16 protein-coding genes and 1 riboswitch are annotated in these 16,755 nt (G+C 56.8%); of the genes, 10 read left to right on the top strand and 6 right to left on the bottom strand.

Translation table 11 applies throughout. From position 1 onward, the window contains the following. The first annotated feature begins 156 nt into the window (after positions 1-156). Both J2D75_RS04680 and J2D75_RS04675 read left to right on the top strand, forming a co-directional pair. Positions 157-510, top strand: a complete 354-nt coding sequence (locus tag J2D75_RS04680) for a carboxymuconolactone decarboxylase family protein (RefSeq protein WP_207853308.1) — start codon at positions 157-159, stop codon at positions 508-510. Continuing rightward, complete coding sequence (locus J2D75_RS04675; RefSeq protein ID WP_207853306.1) at positions 510-1,559, top strand: NAD(P)-dependent alcohol dehydrogenase; 1,050 nt, start codon at positions 510-512, stop codon at positions 1,557-1,559. Before J2D75_RS04680 ends, J2D75_RS04675 begins: the two co-directional genes overlap by 1 nt. 66 nt (positions 1,560-1,625) lie before the next feature. Here the strand turns inward: J2D75_RS04675 and J2D75_RS04670 are convergent, their stop codons facing one another. The 3 genes from J2D75_RS04670 to J2D75_RS04660 form a co-directional block, all read right to left on the bottom strand. Next, positions 1,626-2,366 (bottom strand): SDR family oxidoreductase, encoded by a 741-nt coding sequence (locus J2D75_RS04670; RefSeq protein ID WP_207853304.1) that lies wholly within the window; start codon positions 2,364-2,366, stop codon positions 1,626-1,628. A 14-nt stretch (positions 2,367-2,380) separates the two neighbouring features. Continuing rightward, complete coding sequence (locus tag J2D75_RS04665) at positions 2,381-3,370, bottom strand: aldo/keto reductase (protein ID WP_207853303.1); 990 nt, start codon at positions 3,368-3,370, stop codon at positions 2,381-2,383. 114 nt (positions 3,371-3,484) lie between these two features. Further along, positions 3,485-4,570 (bottom strand): glycosyltransferase, encoded by a 1,086-nt coding sequence (locus J2D75_RS04660; RefSeq protein WP_207853301.1) that lies wholly within the window; start codon positions 4,568-4,570, stop codon positions 3,485-3,487. Positions 4,571-4,641: 71 nt separating this feature from the next. On the opposite strand from J2D75_RS04660, the gene J2D75_RS04655 reads away from it, so the two are divergent. The 3 genes from J2D75_RS04655 to J2D75_RS04645 all read left to right on the top strand — a co-directional run bounded on the left by J2D75_RS04655 (position 4,642) and on the right by J2D75_RS04645 (position 7,738). Further along, the gene (locus J2D75_RS04655) at positions 4,642-5,469 is read left to right on the top strand and encodes a nucleoside/nucleotide kinase family protein (RefSeq protein WP_243428488.1); all 828 of its coding nucleotides are present in this window, start codon (positions 4,642-4,644) and stop codon (positions 5,467-5,469) included. A gap of 83 nt (positions 5,470-5,552) precedes the next feature. Further along, entirely contained in the window at positions 5,553-6,410 is an 858-nt protein-coding gene (locus J2D75_RS04650) for a hypothetical protein (protein ID WP_207853299.1), read from the top strand. Beyond that, positions 6,407-7,738 (top strand): lipopolysaccharide biosynthesis protein, encoded by a 1,332-nt coding sequence (locus tag J2D75_RS04645; RefSeq protein WP_207853297.1) that lies wholly within the window; start codon positions 6,407-6,409, stop codon positions 7,736-7,738. Before J2D75_RS04650 ends, J2D75_RS04645 begins: the two co-directional genes overlap by 4 nt. Before the next feature lie 58 nt (positions 7,739-7,796). On the opposite strand, the gene J2D75_RS04640 is transcribed toward J2D75_RS04645, so the two are convergent. From J2D75_RS04640 to J2D75_RS04630, 3 genes are all read right to left on the bottom strand, one after another. Then, entirely contained in the window at positions 7,797-8,963 is a 1,167-nt protein-coding gene (locus J2D75_RS04640) for a nucleotide sugar dehydrogenase (RefSeq protein ID WP_207853295.1), read from the bottom strand. Between the two features lie 165 nt (positions 8,964-9,128). Then, a complete protein-coding gene (locus J2D75_RS04635; RefSeq protein WP_207853293.1) occupies positions 9,129-9,800 on the bottom strand; it encodes a hypothetical protein in 672 nt (223 codons plus the stop codon). Positions 9,801-10,076: 276 nt separating this feature from the next. Then, positions 10,077-11,420, bottom strand: a complete 1,344-nt coding sequence (locus tag J2D75_RS04630) for an outer membrane beta-barrel protein (RefSeq protein WP_207853291.1) — start codon at positions 11,418-11,420, stop codon at positions 10,077-10,079. A 451-nt stretch (positions 11,421-11,871) separates the two neighbouring features. Beyond that, a riboswitch (FMN riboswitch) is annotated at positions 11,872-12,020 on the top strand. A 139-nt stretch (positions 12,021-12,159) separates the two neighbouring features. Between J2D75_RS04630 and ribD the strand changes: the two genes are divergently transcribed. The 5 genes from ribD to J2D75_RS04605 are packed head-to-tail and all read left to right on the top strand — an operon-like array spanning position 12,160 to position 16,692. Beyond that, positions 12,160-13,176: a bifunctional diaminohydroxyphosphoribosylaminopyrimidine deaminase/5-amino-6-(5-phosphoribosylamino)uracil reductase RibD gene (gene ribD / locus J2D75_RS04625; RefSeq protein WP_207853384.1), complete on the top strand. Its 1,017-nt coding sequence runs from the start codon at positions 12,160-12,162 to the stop codon at positions 13,174-13,176. Next, on the top strand, positions 13,161-13,763 hold the full coding sequence (locus tag J2D75_RS04620) for a riboflavin synthase (RefSeq protein ID WP_207853289.1): 603 nt from the start codon (positions 13,161-13,163) through the stop codon (positions 13,761-13,763). Before ribD ends, J2D75_RS04620 begins: the two co-directional genes overlap by 16 nt. After that, positions 13,760-15,106 carry a 3,4-dihydroxy-2-butanone-4-phosphate synthase gene (gene ribB, locus J2D75_RS04615; RefSeq protein WP_408736739.1) on the top strand — a complete coding sequence of 449 codons (1,347 nt, stop codon included), beginning with the start codon at positions 13,760-13,762 and terminating at the stop codon, positions 15,104-15,106. The genes J2D75_RS04620 and ribB overlap by 4 nt, the downstream gene beginning before the upstream one ends. 31 nt (positions 15,107-15,137) lie before the next feature. Then, a complete protein-coding gene (gene ribH / locus J2D75_RS04610) occupies positions 15,138-15,626 on the top strand; it encodes a 6,7-dimethyl-8-ribityllumazine synthase (RefSeq protein ID WP_207853285.1) in 489 nt (162 codons plus the stop codon). A 55-nt stretch (positions 15,627-15,681) separates the two neighbouring features. Beyond that, positions 15,682-16,692, top strand: coding sequence for a flippase-like domain-containing protein (locus J2D75_RS04605; RefSeq protein ID WP_207853283.1), 1,011 nt, complete (start codon positions 15,682-15,684; stop codon positions 16,690-16,692). The last annotated feature ends 63 nt before the right edge of the window (positions 16,693-16,755 follow it).

Raw genomic sequence — 16,755 nt, 5'->3', positions numbered from 1 at the left:
TAATCGCGTTAATCTGGCAGACCTACATTTTTTCCAGTGCGGTTGGCAGGGCTGCTGGCCGGTAAAATTATGGAGTGTGGTTATGCGGACCAGGCGGTGTGGTCGTGTTCAGACACGTGTGACTGAGTGTTTTGATCATTATGGGCGGAGCGCGGTATGAAGGCGTGCTCAACCATCGGGCAGCAGACTTTTGGCGATGTTGCTCCCGCCTTCGCGGATTTGACAGACCGGGTTCTGTTTGATGAAATCTGGGAACGGCCCGGTCTGTCGCCTCGTGATAAAAGCATGATCACGGTTTCTGCTCTGGTGGCGCTTTACCGGGTGAATGAACTGCCGCCCCATCTTGAGAAAGCCCTCAATAATGGTGTGGCTCTGAATGAACTGAAAGACCTGATAACCCATCTGGCGTTCTATGCTGGCTGGCCAGCAGCCTCCACAGCGCTGGGTGCGTTGCGGGGGGTTATACAGCGCCGTGGTGTGTCAGAAGACCAGCAAGGGACGGATCAATAATGCGTACCATTGGATTTGCCTGCACATCGGCCGAGGCCGAACTGGCACCCGCTCATTTCGACCGGCGCGAAGCCCGGCCGAACGATGTGGTGATGGAAATTCTCTATTGTGGCGTCTGTCATTCCGACCTCCACTGGGCCAGAAATGACTGGGGTTGGACACTGTACCCCGCCATTCCGGGACATGAAATCATTGGCCGGGTTATTGAAGCCGGGCCGGACGTTACCCGCCACAAGGTGGGGGATATTGTGGCGGTGGGCTGTATGGTGGATAGCTGCCAGCAGTGCGACCAGTGCCACAAGGGAGAGGAACAGCTCTGCCGGGAAGGTAATACCGGCACCTATGGCGGCTTTGACCGCGTAACCAAGGAGTATACGCTGGGCGGGTATTCCAAGCATCTGGTGGTGCGTGAGGAGTTTGCGCTCAAGGTGCCCACAGGCCTTGATATCAGCAAGGCGGCTCCGCTGTTATGCGCGGGCATTACCACCTATTCGCCCCTGCGGACATGGAATGTGGGGCCGGGTAGCCGGGTTGGTGTCATCGGTCTTGGTGGGCTGGGGCATATGGCGGTCAAGCTGGCGGCGGCTATGGGGGCCAGTGTTACGGTGCTGAGCCGGAGCGACAGCAAAAAGCACGATGCGCTGGAACTCGGGGCGGATAGCCTGCTGGTTTCCTCAGACCCCGAGGCTATGGCCCGTTCCGCCAATGCTTTTGATCTGATTATCGACACTGTGCCAGTTGATCATGACATCAACCCTTATATGCCGCTGCTGGATGTGGATGGTACATTGGTGATTGTCGGGCAGGTCGGGCCGATTGCAGCACCTTCAACCGTGCCGTTGCTGCTGGGGCGGCGTCGGATAGCGGGCTCACCCATTGGCGGGTTGAAACAGACACAGGAGCTGCTTGATTTCTGTGCGCGCAAGAACATTCTGCCCGATGTTGAAATGATCTGTATGGATGAAATCAACCATGCCTTTACCCGCATGGAAAAAGCGGATGTCCATTATCGCTTTGTCATTGATATGGCGAGTTTGCAGGCTGCGTAACCAGCTACTATCATCCCCGCAGCCACCACCTTAACGGAGGATGCTGCGGGTTTTTTTTCGTATGGTTCAGAAATCCTGTCGCGTTGGGCGGAACTGGATTTCGTTGATATCCACATCATCAGGCTGGTTGATGGCAAAAGCCACAGCGCGAGCGAAGCTGTCTGCTGGAATGGCATAGTTTTCGTAAAAATCTGCTATCGCACTGGCCATGTTCGGGTCTGTAACGCTCTGGGGGAGCTCGGACTGCACGGCTCCGGGTGAGAGAACGGTCGTGCGGATATTATACGCCTTGACCTCCTGCCGCAGCCCTTCGGACAGCATGAGTACGGCGGCTTTTGTTGCGGCATATACGGCGCTTCCGGGGCGGACCTTGTGTCCGGCGACAGAAGAAACATTGATAATATGACCAGATTTTTGCTGCTTCATTGGCTCTATGGCAGCAGCGATGCCGTGCAGAACCCCTTTGAGGTTGATGTCTATAGCCCGGTTCCAGTCATCAAGGCGGGCCTGCTCCAGTAAGGAGTGTGGCATGATACCGGCGTTATTGATCAGCACGTCAATCCGGCCGTGCAGATTTATGGCAGTGTTGATAAGGTTCTGTACCTGATCGGGACTGGTGACATCGGTTCTGAGCACGGCATTCGGGGGCAGGTTAATATCCCATGCTAGGCTTTTCAGCCGCTCCAGCCTGCGTGCGCCCAGAACCAGTCTGGCGCCATGTTCCGCCAGATGGCGGGCGGTTGCCGCCCCCAGCCCGCTACTGGCACCGGTAATGACAACGACTTTTCCTGCAATATTATCGCGCATGATACGAACTGCTTTTATCGACCTGTGATGGCAAGAAATTCGGGCGGGTAGCGTTCGCCCTCAATGTCGATGGCGGCCAGAGCCTTGCGTAGCATCGTCAGGTCATCTGGCGTCAGCACGACATTGACCGCCCCGAGGTTTTCTTCCAGTCGGGCTGTTTTTGTGGTGCCGGGAATAGGAACGATCCATGGTTGCTGGGCTAACAGCCATGCAAGGGCGATCTGGGCTGGTGTAGCCTGTTTTTCATTGGCCAGACGGATCAGCAGATCAAGCAGGGCCTGATTTTTCTGCATGGCTTCGGGCGTGAAGCGAGGCAGAATCCTGCGAAAATCGCCTTCGGCCAGTGGGGTGTCCCTTTTCATAGCGCCTGTTAGAAAGCCTTTACCCAGAGGGCTGTAAGGCACAAAACCAATGCCCAGTTCCTCACAGGCTTGCAGAATGCCGTTTGTTTCCGGGCCACGGGTCCATAATGAGTATTCATTCTGCAACGCGGTTACGGGCTGGACGGCATGTGCGCGGCGTACGGTTTGTGCGCCGGGCTCCGACAGGCCAAAATGGCGCACTTTGCCTTGGGCAATCAGGTCTTTGACCGCGCCAGCCACATCTTCAATCGGCACGGCGGGATCAACCCGGTGCTGGTAAAACAGGTCAATGACCTCAACCCCAAGCCGCTTGAGTGACGCATCGCACACAGCACGGATCTGTTCGGGGCGGCTGTTCAGCCCCTGCATGCGGCCATCGACGATATTCATGCCGAATTTGGTGGCAATGACCACGTTTTTACGAACTGGGCGAAGCGCCTCGCCTACTATTTCCTCGTTCGTATAGGGGCCATAAACCTCGGCTGTATCAAAAAAAGTAACGCCAAGGTCAACAGCCTTGCGGATCAGGGCGATACTGTCCTGCGTATCCAGAACCTGACCATAGCCGAAGTTTAGCCCCATGCAGCCAAAACCGATGGCTGACACTTCCAGACCATTCCGGCCAAGTGTTCTTGTCTGCATTGTGCATGATCCTTTTATGGCGCATCGGCAAAAAATGCCGCGACCCAGCGATCATAAATGCTCACCCCATCCATTGATAATGGGGTGTAATCTGTATGAAGCTATATTCCATATTCATGAATGCGGGAGCAGCGTCCTGATCCGTTCAAGGACGGCATGCCCGGCGGCATTAAAGTTTTCGACACTGAACTTTGAGCGCACCAGTGTACGGCCAGCGCGACCATAGTGTTCGAGCCTGCCGGGATTGGCAAAAATATCCGCCAGAATTTCAGCAATACTCTCGTCTGCTGGCTGAGTAATGATAAATCCAGTTTGATTGCGGATAATGCTGTGCGCAAGCTCACCAACCGGTGTGGCAATAACCGGCAGACCCATAGCCATGGCTTCATGTGCGGCAAGGCACATGCCTTCGTAGAGCGAGGGCTGGATATAGGCATCCAGCGTCAGGAGAAAGGCATCCGGGTCGTTCTGATGGCCAACCAGCGTTATGCAGTCGGTCAGGTTCAACTGCTCGATCAGGCTTTGCAGGCTGGGGCGAAGTGGTCCATCCCCCGCGATTGAAACCTGTAACCGCTGGCGCTGCTGCGGTGCGTTTGCGATAAAACGCGCGATACCCCGGATCAGGGGTTCGTAGTTTTTTTGCGTGTTCAGGCGGCCAAGGCTCCCTAAATGCAGGCGGCCCATGCCGTTCCAGTAGTGGGGCAGGGCCTGTGGCGTGGTGGCGCAGTAAAGGGGCCAGACCATGATCCGCGCCAGGGGAATGCCAAGCTGCTGGTGCAGATAATCCCGCACGGAGGGGGAGTCCGCAATCCACAGGTCAGTCAGGTTACGGCATAGCTTTGTATAAGGTTTGGCATTGGCATTATTCAGCCAGGATACAACGGGTATGCCCCATAACCGTCCTGCAATCTGGCCGATAAGACTGGCAACGCTCAGTGATGTCCAGATGATATCTGGACGGGTACGCCCCACCAGCCGGACGAATGCTGCCAGATAGATAAGCTTACTGCGTTTTCTGTTGGCCAGCAGGGTAAAGGTAAATCCATTATCCCGCAGGTATGCGCCGCCCCGGCCATCGCGCGGTTCGCATGCGCTTAGTTGCACATGGTCGCCAGCCTGTTCGAGTATACGCAATATGCGGGGGAGAGAGAATGTACCCCCGCCGCCTTCCAGCGAGGTGACAAGATACTGTATGTCCATGCCCGCTTATGCCTCCGCCATGCGATTTAAGCAGGTGTGAGTGTGCGTTGCAACGTGGCGGGAGTAATCCCATGTTTGCTGATCAGTCAGAGGTTGTATCGGATGCAGAGGCTAGGACAGCAATAATGGCGGAATACGGCAAGCCGGTTGAAGTGGGCGGGGCGTACACCCCGCTACCGGGGCGGCGTGTGCCTGTCATTGCGTTGGTTGGCTCCGATGGAAGTGGCAAGACTACATTGGGCGCTACTCTGTTTGACTGGATGAACACCCGCCAGCCCACGCGTTTTTGCCATCTGGGTAAGCAGACAGGAAGCTGGGGGCGGGCGATCGCCCGTATGCCGCTGATTGGCCGCAGGGCAGATAAGGCAATAGCGGGCAAAGCGGTGCAGAGCCGTCAGGGGCAGGGTGTGGGGCCGGGAGCGGCTCTGATCATTTTTCTGCTCTCCATGCGGCGGTTACTTCGGTTTGTGCGTATGCGCGGGCTGCATAAGCGGGGTTATGTCATCCTGACTGACCGCTACCCGCAGGCGGTGGTCCCCGGCCCGATGGATGGCCCCGGACTGGTGGCGCGGCAGCCAAAACATGGGCTTGTGCGGCTGCTGACCCGGCTTGAGCAGGCGGTTTATGTGTGGATGGCTGGTTTCAGGCCCGATCTGGTGCTGCGGCTTAATATTGACCTTGCCACGGCCCTTGCGCGTAAACCTGACCACAGGCCCGAGACCCTGCGCCAGAAGGTGGCGGATGTGCCGCGCCTGTCCTTTAACGGTGCGCCTGTGGTGGAGCTGGATGCAACCCAGCCCTTACAAGAGGTTCTGGAAACAGCCCGCTACCATGTGAGCGCCGTGCTGGAGGCTTATCAGCCCGGAGGGGGGCGGTCTTCAGCCGGTGGGTGTCATTGACTTTCTGCCTTTACGTTTCTACCAGCGTTCGGGCGCTTCTGCTCATGCAGGCATGAGGCGCTTTCTGGTTGCGGGTTCAGGTCATGTCTGTTCGGGTTCAGTTTCCACACGAGACGCTTGATGCGCTATTGGCTGCGATTGCGGTCAATGATGTTGTTGATGAACACATTGCCTTGCCCGATCATTTCCCCGGTGGTTTTAGCCAGACCCAGTTTGCCGAATGCCTGAACCTCAGTCGCCAGCTTTGGCAACAGGGGCCGCAGTCATCCGTAATGGCAGGTTTGGCCCGCCAGCTCATAGGCCTGCGCGATCTGCCCGAGCCTGAACGGGCGGTATTGAAGCAGATTCGGGCGCGTTACAAACATATGGGGTTTGCATTCTGTCTTTATACGCCAGCGCATAAAAGGCCATTTCTATACGAGGCGACCTCCACCCTGATGGGCGAAGCACAGGATGCTTTTAGAAACGCTTCTGCCGGTCGGGCTTTTTTGTGTGGAGTAGGAATGAGCGTTCTGGCGACAGCCTTTTTTGCACGGTGGCGTGCGCACATGGTGCAGCGGGCGCGGGTTGGTGACGCATGGACTATCAATGCGTATCTCCATGCTGAAATTGCCCGTATTCCTGCGTTTCTTGATAGTCCGGGGCTAACGGCTGCCCGGTTTCATGCACTCCGCAAGATTATCAGCCGTCATGTGGCGTTTTTTGATACGCTGCGCATTCTCTACCCTGCCGAGGATATAAACCGGACAGCGCGGTTTTTGAGCGCTATTAATGGGTTGATGGGTAAAAAACATGATGAACTGGTGCGAGCAGCCCTTTCTGGCACTCTGCTTTACCATAAAGATATTTTTCCGTTACCCGATACAATACGCACCCTGCTTGAACACCTGTGCAGAACCTGCTTCCGCTCGGGTATAGGCCAGCGGAACGGGGTTTTATGAGCAGTCGTAGTAAAACACCGATGACACGGATTGCATGGAATGCAGCGGTTCTTTTGTTTGAAAAAGGTATCGCCGCCGCAGCGAGTTTTATCTACATACCGTATACGGTGCAGGCTGTTGGTATTGCGACATTTGGGCAGATTTTGCTGGTTATTTCGTACATAGAGATCATTTCCGATCTTACCAGCCTGCTCTCATGGCAAACGGTGTTGCATTATGGGGCCGCCCCTTACCGTGAAGGGCGGCGGACTGATCTGTATCATGTGCTACGCTTTGGTATGCGGCTTGATTTTTTGAGTGGGGCTGTTGGCTATCTGATCGGCGAAGGCGGGCTGTGGTGTTTATCTTCGTGGCTGGGTTGGACCGGGCCGCTGCATCCGGTAATGGATATTTGCCTGCTGTTTGTGTTTTTCGATAAAACCGGCTGGTGTGTTGGCACGGTCCGGCTTCTGAACAAGTTTACCTATCTGACATTTGGTAATGGCCTGACCGCATCTTTCCGTATTCTGGCCAGTATGGTGGGGTATTATGCCCATATGGGCCTGACGTATTTTCTGTATGTCTGGCTGCTTTCCTCGGTTGTGCTGTTTTTTTCTGATATGGCCGCAACGTTTTACGCCCTGAAAAAATATGAACCTGCTTGTTTCGGCTGGCGGCAAATCCTGCACACGCCTGCGTTTATGCAAGGGGCATGGACATTCACCATTATGGCCAGTCTGAACAAGATTTTGCTGGCCGCAACCAAAAAGCTGCCAATTTTGCTGATCGGCGGCAGTATAGGGCCAACGGAAGCCGCCATTTACAAGGTGTCTGACCAGATATCCAATGGCCTTGTTCGGCCTATGCGTACGTTCATGCCAGCCCTTTATCCCGAGTTTGTGCATCTGCGCGAAGAAGGGCGGATGGAGGAAATGCACCGGGTTATCAGAAAGCTCTTTTTTTCAGCCCTACTTTTTGCCTGTGCAGCGCTTTTGGTGGTTAGCCTGTTTGGTGATCAGGTTCTTTATCTGCTGCTGGGTATCCACGGTGGTGGGGGCTACCTGCTGCCGGTGCTGGTCTGCGGGGCTTTGTTAACCATTCTGGGTCTGCCGCTTGAACCATTTCTTGTCGTCACCGGGCGTTTGCATGCGCTGTTCCGGTTTCAGGTGCTTAACGTGCTGGTTAATCTGCCTGTACTGTTTCTGATGGTGCGTGTCTGGGGTACGATCGGAGCGGCCTATAGCCTCGTGCTGTTTTCTGCAACGCTACTGGCATTTTTTGCCATTCACGCACGCGCCGCATTTGCTAAAGAGGCACGCGGATACCCTAAGCCACCGCCTGCGGGCTAATATCCTGCGCTGACAGGGCTTAGGGGAGGGGGCCTTCAGGAGCCTGAACCTCTGTAGGTCAGTCGGTGCCGAACAGGTCGCGGGTAAAGACCTTGTTTGCGACATCGCCCAGATCCGGGGTGATGCGGTTGGCAATAATTACGTCCGAGCGGGCCTTGAACGTGGCCGGATCACGAATGACCTGAGAGCCGAAGAACAGGTCTTCCGTCATGGTCGGTTCATAGACAATGACTTCGATACCCTTGGCTTTGAGCCGCTTCATAATGCCCTGAATGGAGCTTTGGCGGAAATTGTCCGAGGATGCTTTCATGACCAGACGGTAAATGCCCACCACGCGCGGGTTCATTGCCAGAATATGATCTGCCAGAAAATCCTTGCGGGTTCTGTTGGCATCCACAATGGCGCTGATGAGATTCTGCGGTACCTGTGTATAATTGGCCAGAAGCTGCTTGGTGTCCTTGGGCAGGCAGTAGCCGCCGTAGCCAAAAGACGGATTGTTGTAATGCTGGCCGATCCGTGGGTCGAGGCAAACGCCTTCGATGATCTGGCGTGCGCTCATGCCGCGGGCAAGAGCATAGCTGTCGAGTTCGTTGAAAAAGGCAACCCGCATGGCCAGATAGGTGTTGGCGAACAGCTTGATCGCTTCGGCCTCGGCTGGTTCGGTAAACAGTTCGGGAATATCGGTTTTGGCAGCGCCTTCGGCCATCAGGTGGGCGAATTGCCGGGCGCGCTCGGAGTGATCCCCTACGATGATGCGTGACGGATATAGGTTGTCGTGCAGGGCGCGACCTTCACGCAGGAACTCGGGGGAAAAAATAATCCTGTCCGTTGCATGGGTCTGGCGCTGCTCATCCACAAACCCGACCGGAATGGTCGATTTGATAATCAGCGTGGCAATAGGGTTAATGGCCAGAACGCGCTTGATCACATCCTGCACAGAGGACGTATCGAAAGAATTCGTATGGGGGTCGTAATTTGTGGGCGTGGCGATAATGACCAGCTCCGCATCATGGCAGGCGGCGTTCAGGTCTGTTGTGGCCTGTAGGGACAGTGCGCGGTCATTCAGGAACTCGGTAATCCTGTCGTCAATAATGGGGGATTCCCGGCGATTGACGCTCGCCACCCGTTCCGCGTCTATATCTACCGCTGTAACAGTATGGTGCTGTGCAAGTAAAATGGCATTTGAAAGCCCGACATAACCAAGCCCGACGACGGCAATCTGCATTGTCTTTCCCATTTCATGTATCCGAAAGACACTTTCACCCGGCCTGTTGCATAACGGCGAGCGAAAGCCGGAACATCCGCTCCGGGCTTTTGGTAACAGAATTCGGGCATACAGGAGTGTCAGGCATCCGTCCACGCGGTTTTAACCGCTGGACGGGCTACGGGCCTAGGCGTTGTTGATGTCGGAATGGTGTTTGTGCGTATGGGTCGTGTGCTGCACACTGCCGGTTACGCTGGCGGCGGCAGCGCTGGACTGCGCGTTCTGCGCCGAGCTGTTGCTGCTGTCATCGGCGGTAGAGCCGAGTGTGGTGATGGTGCTGGCTGCAAGATTCTGGTTGTCGGAATTGCTCTGGGCACCCGCATCCGAGCTGGATGTGTCGTGCTGGAGCATTGCCTGATACGTGTAGTTGGCGGTAGCGGTACGGAACTGCAGGCCGATATTGTCCAGCCGGGACGAATACATGTTGACGTTGCTGTCCGCCCCATTGGCGGAGGGAGAGTTGACGAGCAGATATTTCAGATGCTCCACCGCGCCATAAGCCGCAACCTTCTGGGCATAGGGGGTGGATGCGTTGTTGATGACAGAGGCTGCGGCATCAAGCATGGCGCTCAGGTTATTAATGCTGCTGTCTGAATAGGTGCTGCCAGCGCTGTTGCTGAGCGCATGCTGGGCCGCAGCGGACAGGGCGATGGTATCGGCCTCTACTTCCGCTTTTTTGTCAGAGCTGGTGGCGCTGTCATGAGCAGCGGCGGCACTATTGCCGGCAGAATCCGGGCTGACATTGGTTTTCTGCCAGGAAACTGGGGTGGGCTGTTGAGCGGATGACGTGGCCGACATGGTTCATGACTCCAGTTTCCGGGACGGACGATGGTTTATTCCGCGCCAAAACCGGTTAAAAGATCGTTAAATAAGATATGGAAAAAAAGACAGAAATGAACGTTCTGTATTGTAGAGAAGGCCATGCGCCGGGGCAATAGTCTGCCCCGGATCAGAACCCGGGCCATGTAATAGCAACCCAAGAGGCTGTTTTAAATGATTTCGCTGTTTGAAATGGCCACCCTCTCTTTGCCTTTACCCGTGAAGGTAGGAAAAGAGAGGGCGGGGAGCGTTAGATCAGAAGCCGATCATGGCATCGCCACCAAAGGTGAACATGCCGTTGTTACGACCGCCGTTGAAAACGTGGGTATTGTTGAGTGAGCGGTCAAAGCGGATTTCAGGCCGTAGGGCGAACACGCGCACATGCTTGCCCAGATCGGGGTGGTAGTTGATGCCCAGCGTTAGTTCGCCATAAGTGGTGCCACGATCACTGGCCTGACCACCATTTGAGTATGTTGTGTAACCACGGCCCGCGATGGCGTTCATATATGAGTTGTTGCCAGTAAAGGTCGTGACCATCAGGTTGTTGTTATCGCGGTAGATTTCGCCACGATAGTTGAAAGTCACGCTTGGGCTGACGACATAGCTCAGGAAGGTTACAACGCTCCAGGCATCAGCCGATTTGAAGGGGCCGCTGGAACCATACGGTGTGCGCGTGCCCTGATCATGCAGGTAGTTGAACTCCGCCGTTACACTCAGGCGGTCATTGACCTGCAGCGTTGCGTTGATGTCGTTCCAGAAGCGTTCAGCCTGATTGGACACGCGGCCTGTATAGCCATAACCAGCTACCGTGCTCGTGGGGTTTTCCGGGCCGACACGGCTCAGTTCAACAATCTTCAGCTTGCCGCCCAGAAGGTTGTTGAGGTTGATACCGAAATACCCGGCAGGACGGGAGTTGTTGTCAGATGAGCCAAACGTGACCTGATTGCCGGTATCGATCCCGAAGGTGACATCCACAGTCTTGTTGACATGCCAGTTGAACATGGCCCCCACATGCTCGAAAGGCACGGAATACTGGGATGTATACGCCAGCGTATAGAAGGGGCGTGCCGTCGGGTCCATGACTTCCACGCCCATGGGGGCCTGAAGGATACCGACCTGCATGTCCAGGCCGCCATCCGTGGCCCAAGGCAGATGCACATCAACATGGGCCTGCGCGGGGATGAGCTGGTAACGGGCGTTCCATTCCTGATCGCTGATGCCAACAAGGTGGTAATAACGCGAGTCCGAACCGTAGATGCCCTGCAGGGTGAAGCCAACCTGATATTCGCTGGCATCGCCAGTGTTGGCTTTCTGCAGCGTCAGCACCACCTGATTAAGCTGTGCCTGATTGGCGTGATCAGCAAAGAAGTTGCCGTAGTTATAACCATCAGTGGGGCGGGCCGGGTTGGCCATAATGCCACCATCAATCAGTCCGGTCAGGGTAATATCGGACAGCCAGTGTGAAAAGCCCTTGCTCTTGGTTGCGGTTGTCGCAAACGGGTGCCATTCGGCGTGAGCCGGTGTGGCGGCCTGTGAAGCGACGAAGGATGCGAGGGTAAGCGCGGAAAAACCGGCCAGTTTTCTGCGGGTAAGGGCCATACGGTCAGTATCCTTCATAATTACTTATTGAATGTCTGTTTAATTACGCTGGGTAATGTAATTATTCGGTAATATGCTTTGTTACGAAGTGCAATTAAATGAGCGGCCGGAACGGCTGTTTTCGCGGTTGGGAATGGTTTTTCAGTGCGTTTATAATCAAATAAAAAACGGAAATAATGTTTATATATAAAGGAAAAATAATTTTTCAGTCTATTTTGTTTCTGCGTCAGATCGTGTCGGAAATGCGACAATCATGCGACAGAAATCCTGTATTGTGTTGCTGAAGTAAAAAAGTGCCCGGCTATTGCATGCAAGTAACAGTCGGGGGGCGTGCCCCACCAAAACGTGAGGGGCAGCCACGGGTGCGGGCTGACAGCGCAGTCATTTTAGCTCTTGCAACGAAAGACGCTTACCCCCATCTTGATTAACAGCATCACTGCAAAGGTGGTGGTGACGTTCTCAGGGCAGGGTGTAACTCCCTACCGGCGGTAAGCAGCCTTTTATCAGGTTGTAAGCCCGCGAGCGCCCGTTTCGGCGGGGTCAGCAGATCCGGTGTAATTCCGGGGCCGACGGTGATAGTCCGGATGAAAGAGAACGCGAGGGATTTCTCCCGGCTGACCCGCGTCCTGCGTGGGAGAGGTGGGGGCGTGTTTTCTCGTTAAGCCCTGAGTCCGTCCGGTGTATGGGATGGATGAGAGAAATCAGGGTGAGCAGCACTCAACATTCATGGGCGTATGAAATGCCGGCGGCTATAGGCGCCGCGTTCGACCTCGCCGTGTCTGAAGCCTGGCGCTTTATGGGGCGTACAGCCCCTAACCCGGCGGTAGGCTGCGTGCTGCTGGATGCAAACGGCACGGTGCTGGTTATTGCCGCGCACCACCGTGCAGGGGCGGCCCATGCCGAGCGTCTGGCGGTTGAACAGGCCCGGCAACTCGGTGTGGTCGAGCGTATTCATACCGCTGTTGTTACGCTTGAGCCCTGCAATCACACCGGCCGTACCCCTCCCTGTACGCAGGCTCTGCTTTCCACGCCGGTGCGCACGGTGTGGATTGGCTGCGCGGACCCCAATCCTCATGTGCAGGGCGGTGGTGCGGCTTTTCTGGCGGAGCGTGGGCTGGATGTCCGTTGGCTTGCCCAGAGTGCGCATGCTGAAAGTGTGTTGAACCGCTGCCGTGCGTTGCTGGCGCCATTTGTCAGCAAGGCCGTGCGCGGGCGGCCGTGGATTACGGTCAAACAGGCGCTCGATAGTGCGGGGTCCATGTTGCCCCCGGCTGGGCGGACAACCTTTACTTCACCGGACTCCCTGCGGTTCGCTCATGCCCTGCGGCGTGTGACCGATGGTATCATAACCGGAACAGGCACAGCACGGGCGGACAGGCCCGATCTGACAGTCCGGCATGTGGAAGATCACCCTGAACGTCGGCGGTTGCTGGTGGTGTGCGGCCAACAGGCCAATGTGCCAGCAGACTGGCTTGCCAGTCGTGAGCAGGTATTTGATGTGCAGTTCTGCCCGGACAGTGCCGCCCTGCCAGACCTGCTCGCCCGCACCGAGGCTTTGTGGCTTCTGGTAGAGGCTGGCCCGACCCTGCTTGAAACCCTGCGCCGGAGCGCTCTGTGGGATGACTGGCTGACCATTCGTCAGGATACGCAGGGGCAGGATCATTTTTCCGTTTCAACCCGGCAGGATGTTACGCCGCTTTCGCTGTTTGCGGAGTGGGCGCGCTGCACGCAGGAGGCTGCATGTTCTCTGGTATAATCGAATCGCTCGGGCGTGTTGTCGGGCTTGAGCGCCAGCCTCATGCGCTGGTGCTGGAGGTCGAAAGCGATCTGACCAACGTGGCCGAGGGCGAAAGCATTGCGCTCAATGGTGTCTGCCTGACTGCACTTGCGGCAGTACAGTCAGGCCCGGTGCGGTTTTTTGTCAGTGCGGAAACACTTGGCTGTACCACGCTGGGTGCGCTTGAAGCTGGTAGCCGGGTCAATCTGGAACGGGCAGTGACACCCTCCACCCGGCTTTCGGGGCATATCGTGCAGGGGCATGTGGATGCCGTGGCCCGTTATAAAGGCAGCACCCCCGAAGGCGAGGGGCGGCGGGTCGTGTTTGAAGTGCCCGCCAGCCTGCGCCGCTACATGGTGGAAAAAGGCTCTGTCGCGCTGGACGGTATCAGCCTGACCCTCAACACGCTGGGGGCGGAGCATGATGGCGTGTTTGATATCGGGCTGATGATCATCCCGCATACCTGGACACATACGACACTTGGCACCCTGTCTGACGGGGATCGTGTGAATGTCGAAGTAGATGTGATTGCAAAATACGTGGAGGCACAATGCCGGACAAAATGACAGCCCAGTCGGGCGAACGTGCCACGCTGCCCGTTGCAGGGCAGCCATCCGCGGCCCTGTTGCGCGCGCTGGATGCGGTGCGTAACGGGCGCATGGTGATCATGGTGGATGATGAGGATCGCGAGAACGAAGGCGATCTGGTTATGGCGGCGGAGTTCATGACGCCTGAAGCCATGAACTTCATGATCACCCATGCGCGTGGTCTGGTCTGCCTGCCGCTTGTGCCTGAGCAGGTGGAACGTCTGGGCCTGTCCATGATGGTGCGTCAGGATGACAACACGGCCCGCCACGGCACGGCCTTTACGGTGTCGATCGAGGCGCGCGAAGGGGTGAGCACCGGCATTTCCGCCGCAGACCGTTCCCATACGGTGAGGGTGGCGGCCTCGGAGACGGCCAGCGCACAGGATATTGCGACACCCGGCCATATCTTTCCGCTGCGTGCGGCCCCCGGTGGTGTGCTGGAACGCATTGGCCATACCGAGGGTTCGATCGACCTGCTGCGGCTGGCGGGGCTGAAGCCTGCCGCCGTTATCTGCGAAATCCTGAACGAAGACGGCACGATGGCCCGCCGTCCCCAGCTTGAGGTTTTTGGGCGTCTGCACGACATGCCCATTATTTCTATTGCGGAACTGGCGGCATGGATTGGTGCACAGGGTATCAACCCGGTTGCACAGGCGCCTTTGCCGGGCAGCCCGGCTGGCGTGGTGGAGCCTGCCTTGCCTGATCTCGCTCAGGCTGCCCTGCCCAGTGCCTATGGTGGTGATGAGCTGCGCATTCATGCGTTTCGTGACAAGAACGGCATGGAGCACGTGGCCCTTGTTAAGGGCGATGTCAGCACCGGAAGCGTGCCGATGGTGCGCCTGCATTCGGAATGCGTGACGGGCGATGCCTTTGGTTCGCTGCGGTGTGATTGCGGCTCCCAGCTTCAGGCGGCGCTGCGTGCGATCGGGCAGGCGGAATGCGGGGTTCTGGTGTATGTGCGCGGGCATGAAGGGCGGGGCATTGGCCTTGTCAATAAAATCCGCGCCTATGAATTGCAGGATGCCGGGCTGGACACGGTTGATGCCAATCATCGCCTTGGTTTTGCAACGGATGCGCGGGACTGGCATGCCGCTTCGGGTATCTTGCGTAGTCTGGGGATTGGCGAGCTGAACCTGCTGACCAATAATCCAGCCAAGGTGCGTGCGCTGGAAGCGCGGGGCTTTGTCGTGCGCGAAAGAATCGGGCTGGAAATCCCGGCCAATGCGTTCAATCAGGCGTATCTGCGCGCCAAACGGCAGCGTATGGGCCACCATCTGGATGGTTTTGCCGCGACATCTGTCGATCAGGATGCGCTGGTCTGAAGTTTTTTGTTTTTAAGGATACGATAGTACAATGGGCACCCGTTCTCCTGTTTCCCTGCCTGATCTGGCGGCACTTTCTCCCGCACCGCGTCTGGCGCTGATTGTCAGCCGGTTTAATGAGCCCGTTACGGGTGGCCTGCGCGATGGTGCTGTGGCCTGGCTGGCCGAACATAATATTGCCATCGCGGATGCGGATATTCTGGCAGCGCCCGGCGCGTTTGAAATGCCGTTGCTGGCGCAGGCACTGGCCAAAAGCGGACGTTATGAAGGTGTGATCTGCCTCGGCTGTGTTGTTAAGGGTGATACGGCGCATTTCGAGTTTATCAGCCTTGGCACGACAGTGGGTATTATGCAGGCGTCCTTGGCCACGGAAGTGCCCATCGCGTTTGGGGTGCTGACAACCTATACGGAAGAACAGGCAACGATTCGTTCATCCGATGATGTGCACAATAAAGGCCGTGAAGCCGCCGCCGCCTGTGTGGAGTCTCTGGCCCTGCTGCGGAGCATTCGCGCGGGTTAATGTTTCCAGCGTCAGGCTGGGCGGCTGAAAAGCGGCAGATGAGCAGGGGAAGGACATGAAGCGGGTAACATGTGCCGCTGGTGTGATCGGGCTGGCTCTTACCGTGTGGATGCTGGTTCAGTTTGGCGCACAGGCCATACTGACGCTGGTTGTCAGCTGTGGCTGGGGTATTGTTGCCGTTATTGTCTTTCATGCGGTGCAGGTGGGCCTGTCGGCTCAGGCATGGCGGGTGCTGTGTGGTGGGGCATCAGGCCCGGCCCTGCATCTGAAGGATTTTTTTCTGCTCCGTTGCGTGCGTGAAGGCATTAACAACCTGCTGCCTGTTGCGCAGGTTGGGGGCGAGGTCATGTCCAGCCGCCTGCTGGCCCGGCGCAGTATAGGGGGCCGCAGAGCGGCGGCTGCGACTATCTGCGATCTGACGCTCGAACTGCTTAGTCAGGTCTTGTTCACCTGTGCGGGGCTGACCCTGCTCCTGTTTCTTGTGCACCGCTCCAGCGTGACGGATCACCTCATGGAAAGTGCGGTGGTTCTGCTGGTGATCGGCGTGGGCGTGTTTGCCAGCCAGTGGCTGGGGGCCGTCGCCCTCATTGAAAAACTCCTGGTGCGGATTGCCGCCCATCTGGGCTGGAATGGCGTGGATGGCATTCGCGGCCTGCATACAGAGGTCATGTCCCTCTATAAAAGCGGGCACAACGCTTTTACCGGTATCATTCTGCAGCTTATGGCGTGGGTGCTGGGTACGTTCGAGGTTTGGCTTATCCTGCATTTCATGGGGCATGGATGCACGCTGGCACAGGCTTTTGTGATTGAAGGCGTGGGGCAGGCGGCCAAGTCAGCCGGTTTTGCCGTGCCTGGCGGGCTGGGTGTGTCCGAAGGGGGGTATATTGTTGTGGGTAGCCTGTTTGGCATTGCGCCACCGGTGGCCATAGCGCTCTCTCTCATCAAGCGTCTGCGCGAAATTGCCTGGGGGCTTCCTTCTCTCGTTCTGTGGCAATGGCTGGAGCATGCCTGGTCGGCCCGGCCTGCCCGATCAGGCGGCTCACGCCTCTCCCGATCAGGCTCTTAGAGCATGCCGGTGCATATCCTCTCTTGCGTCTGGCGAGGGGGTTGGGCAAACCAGAGCAGTTTC

The organism is Acetobacter suratthaniensis (assembly GCF_017377745.1).
GTDB lineage: Bacteria > Pseudomonadota > Alphaproteobacteria > Acetobacterales > Acetobacteraceae > Acetobacter > Acetobacter suratthaniensis.
Note: the sequence above shows the minus strand (reverse complement) of the source record. Positions and strands in the feature narration are given on the sequence as shown.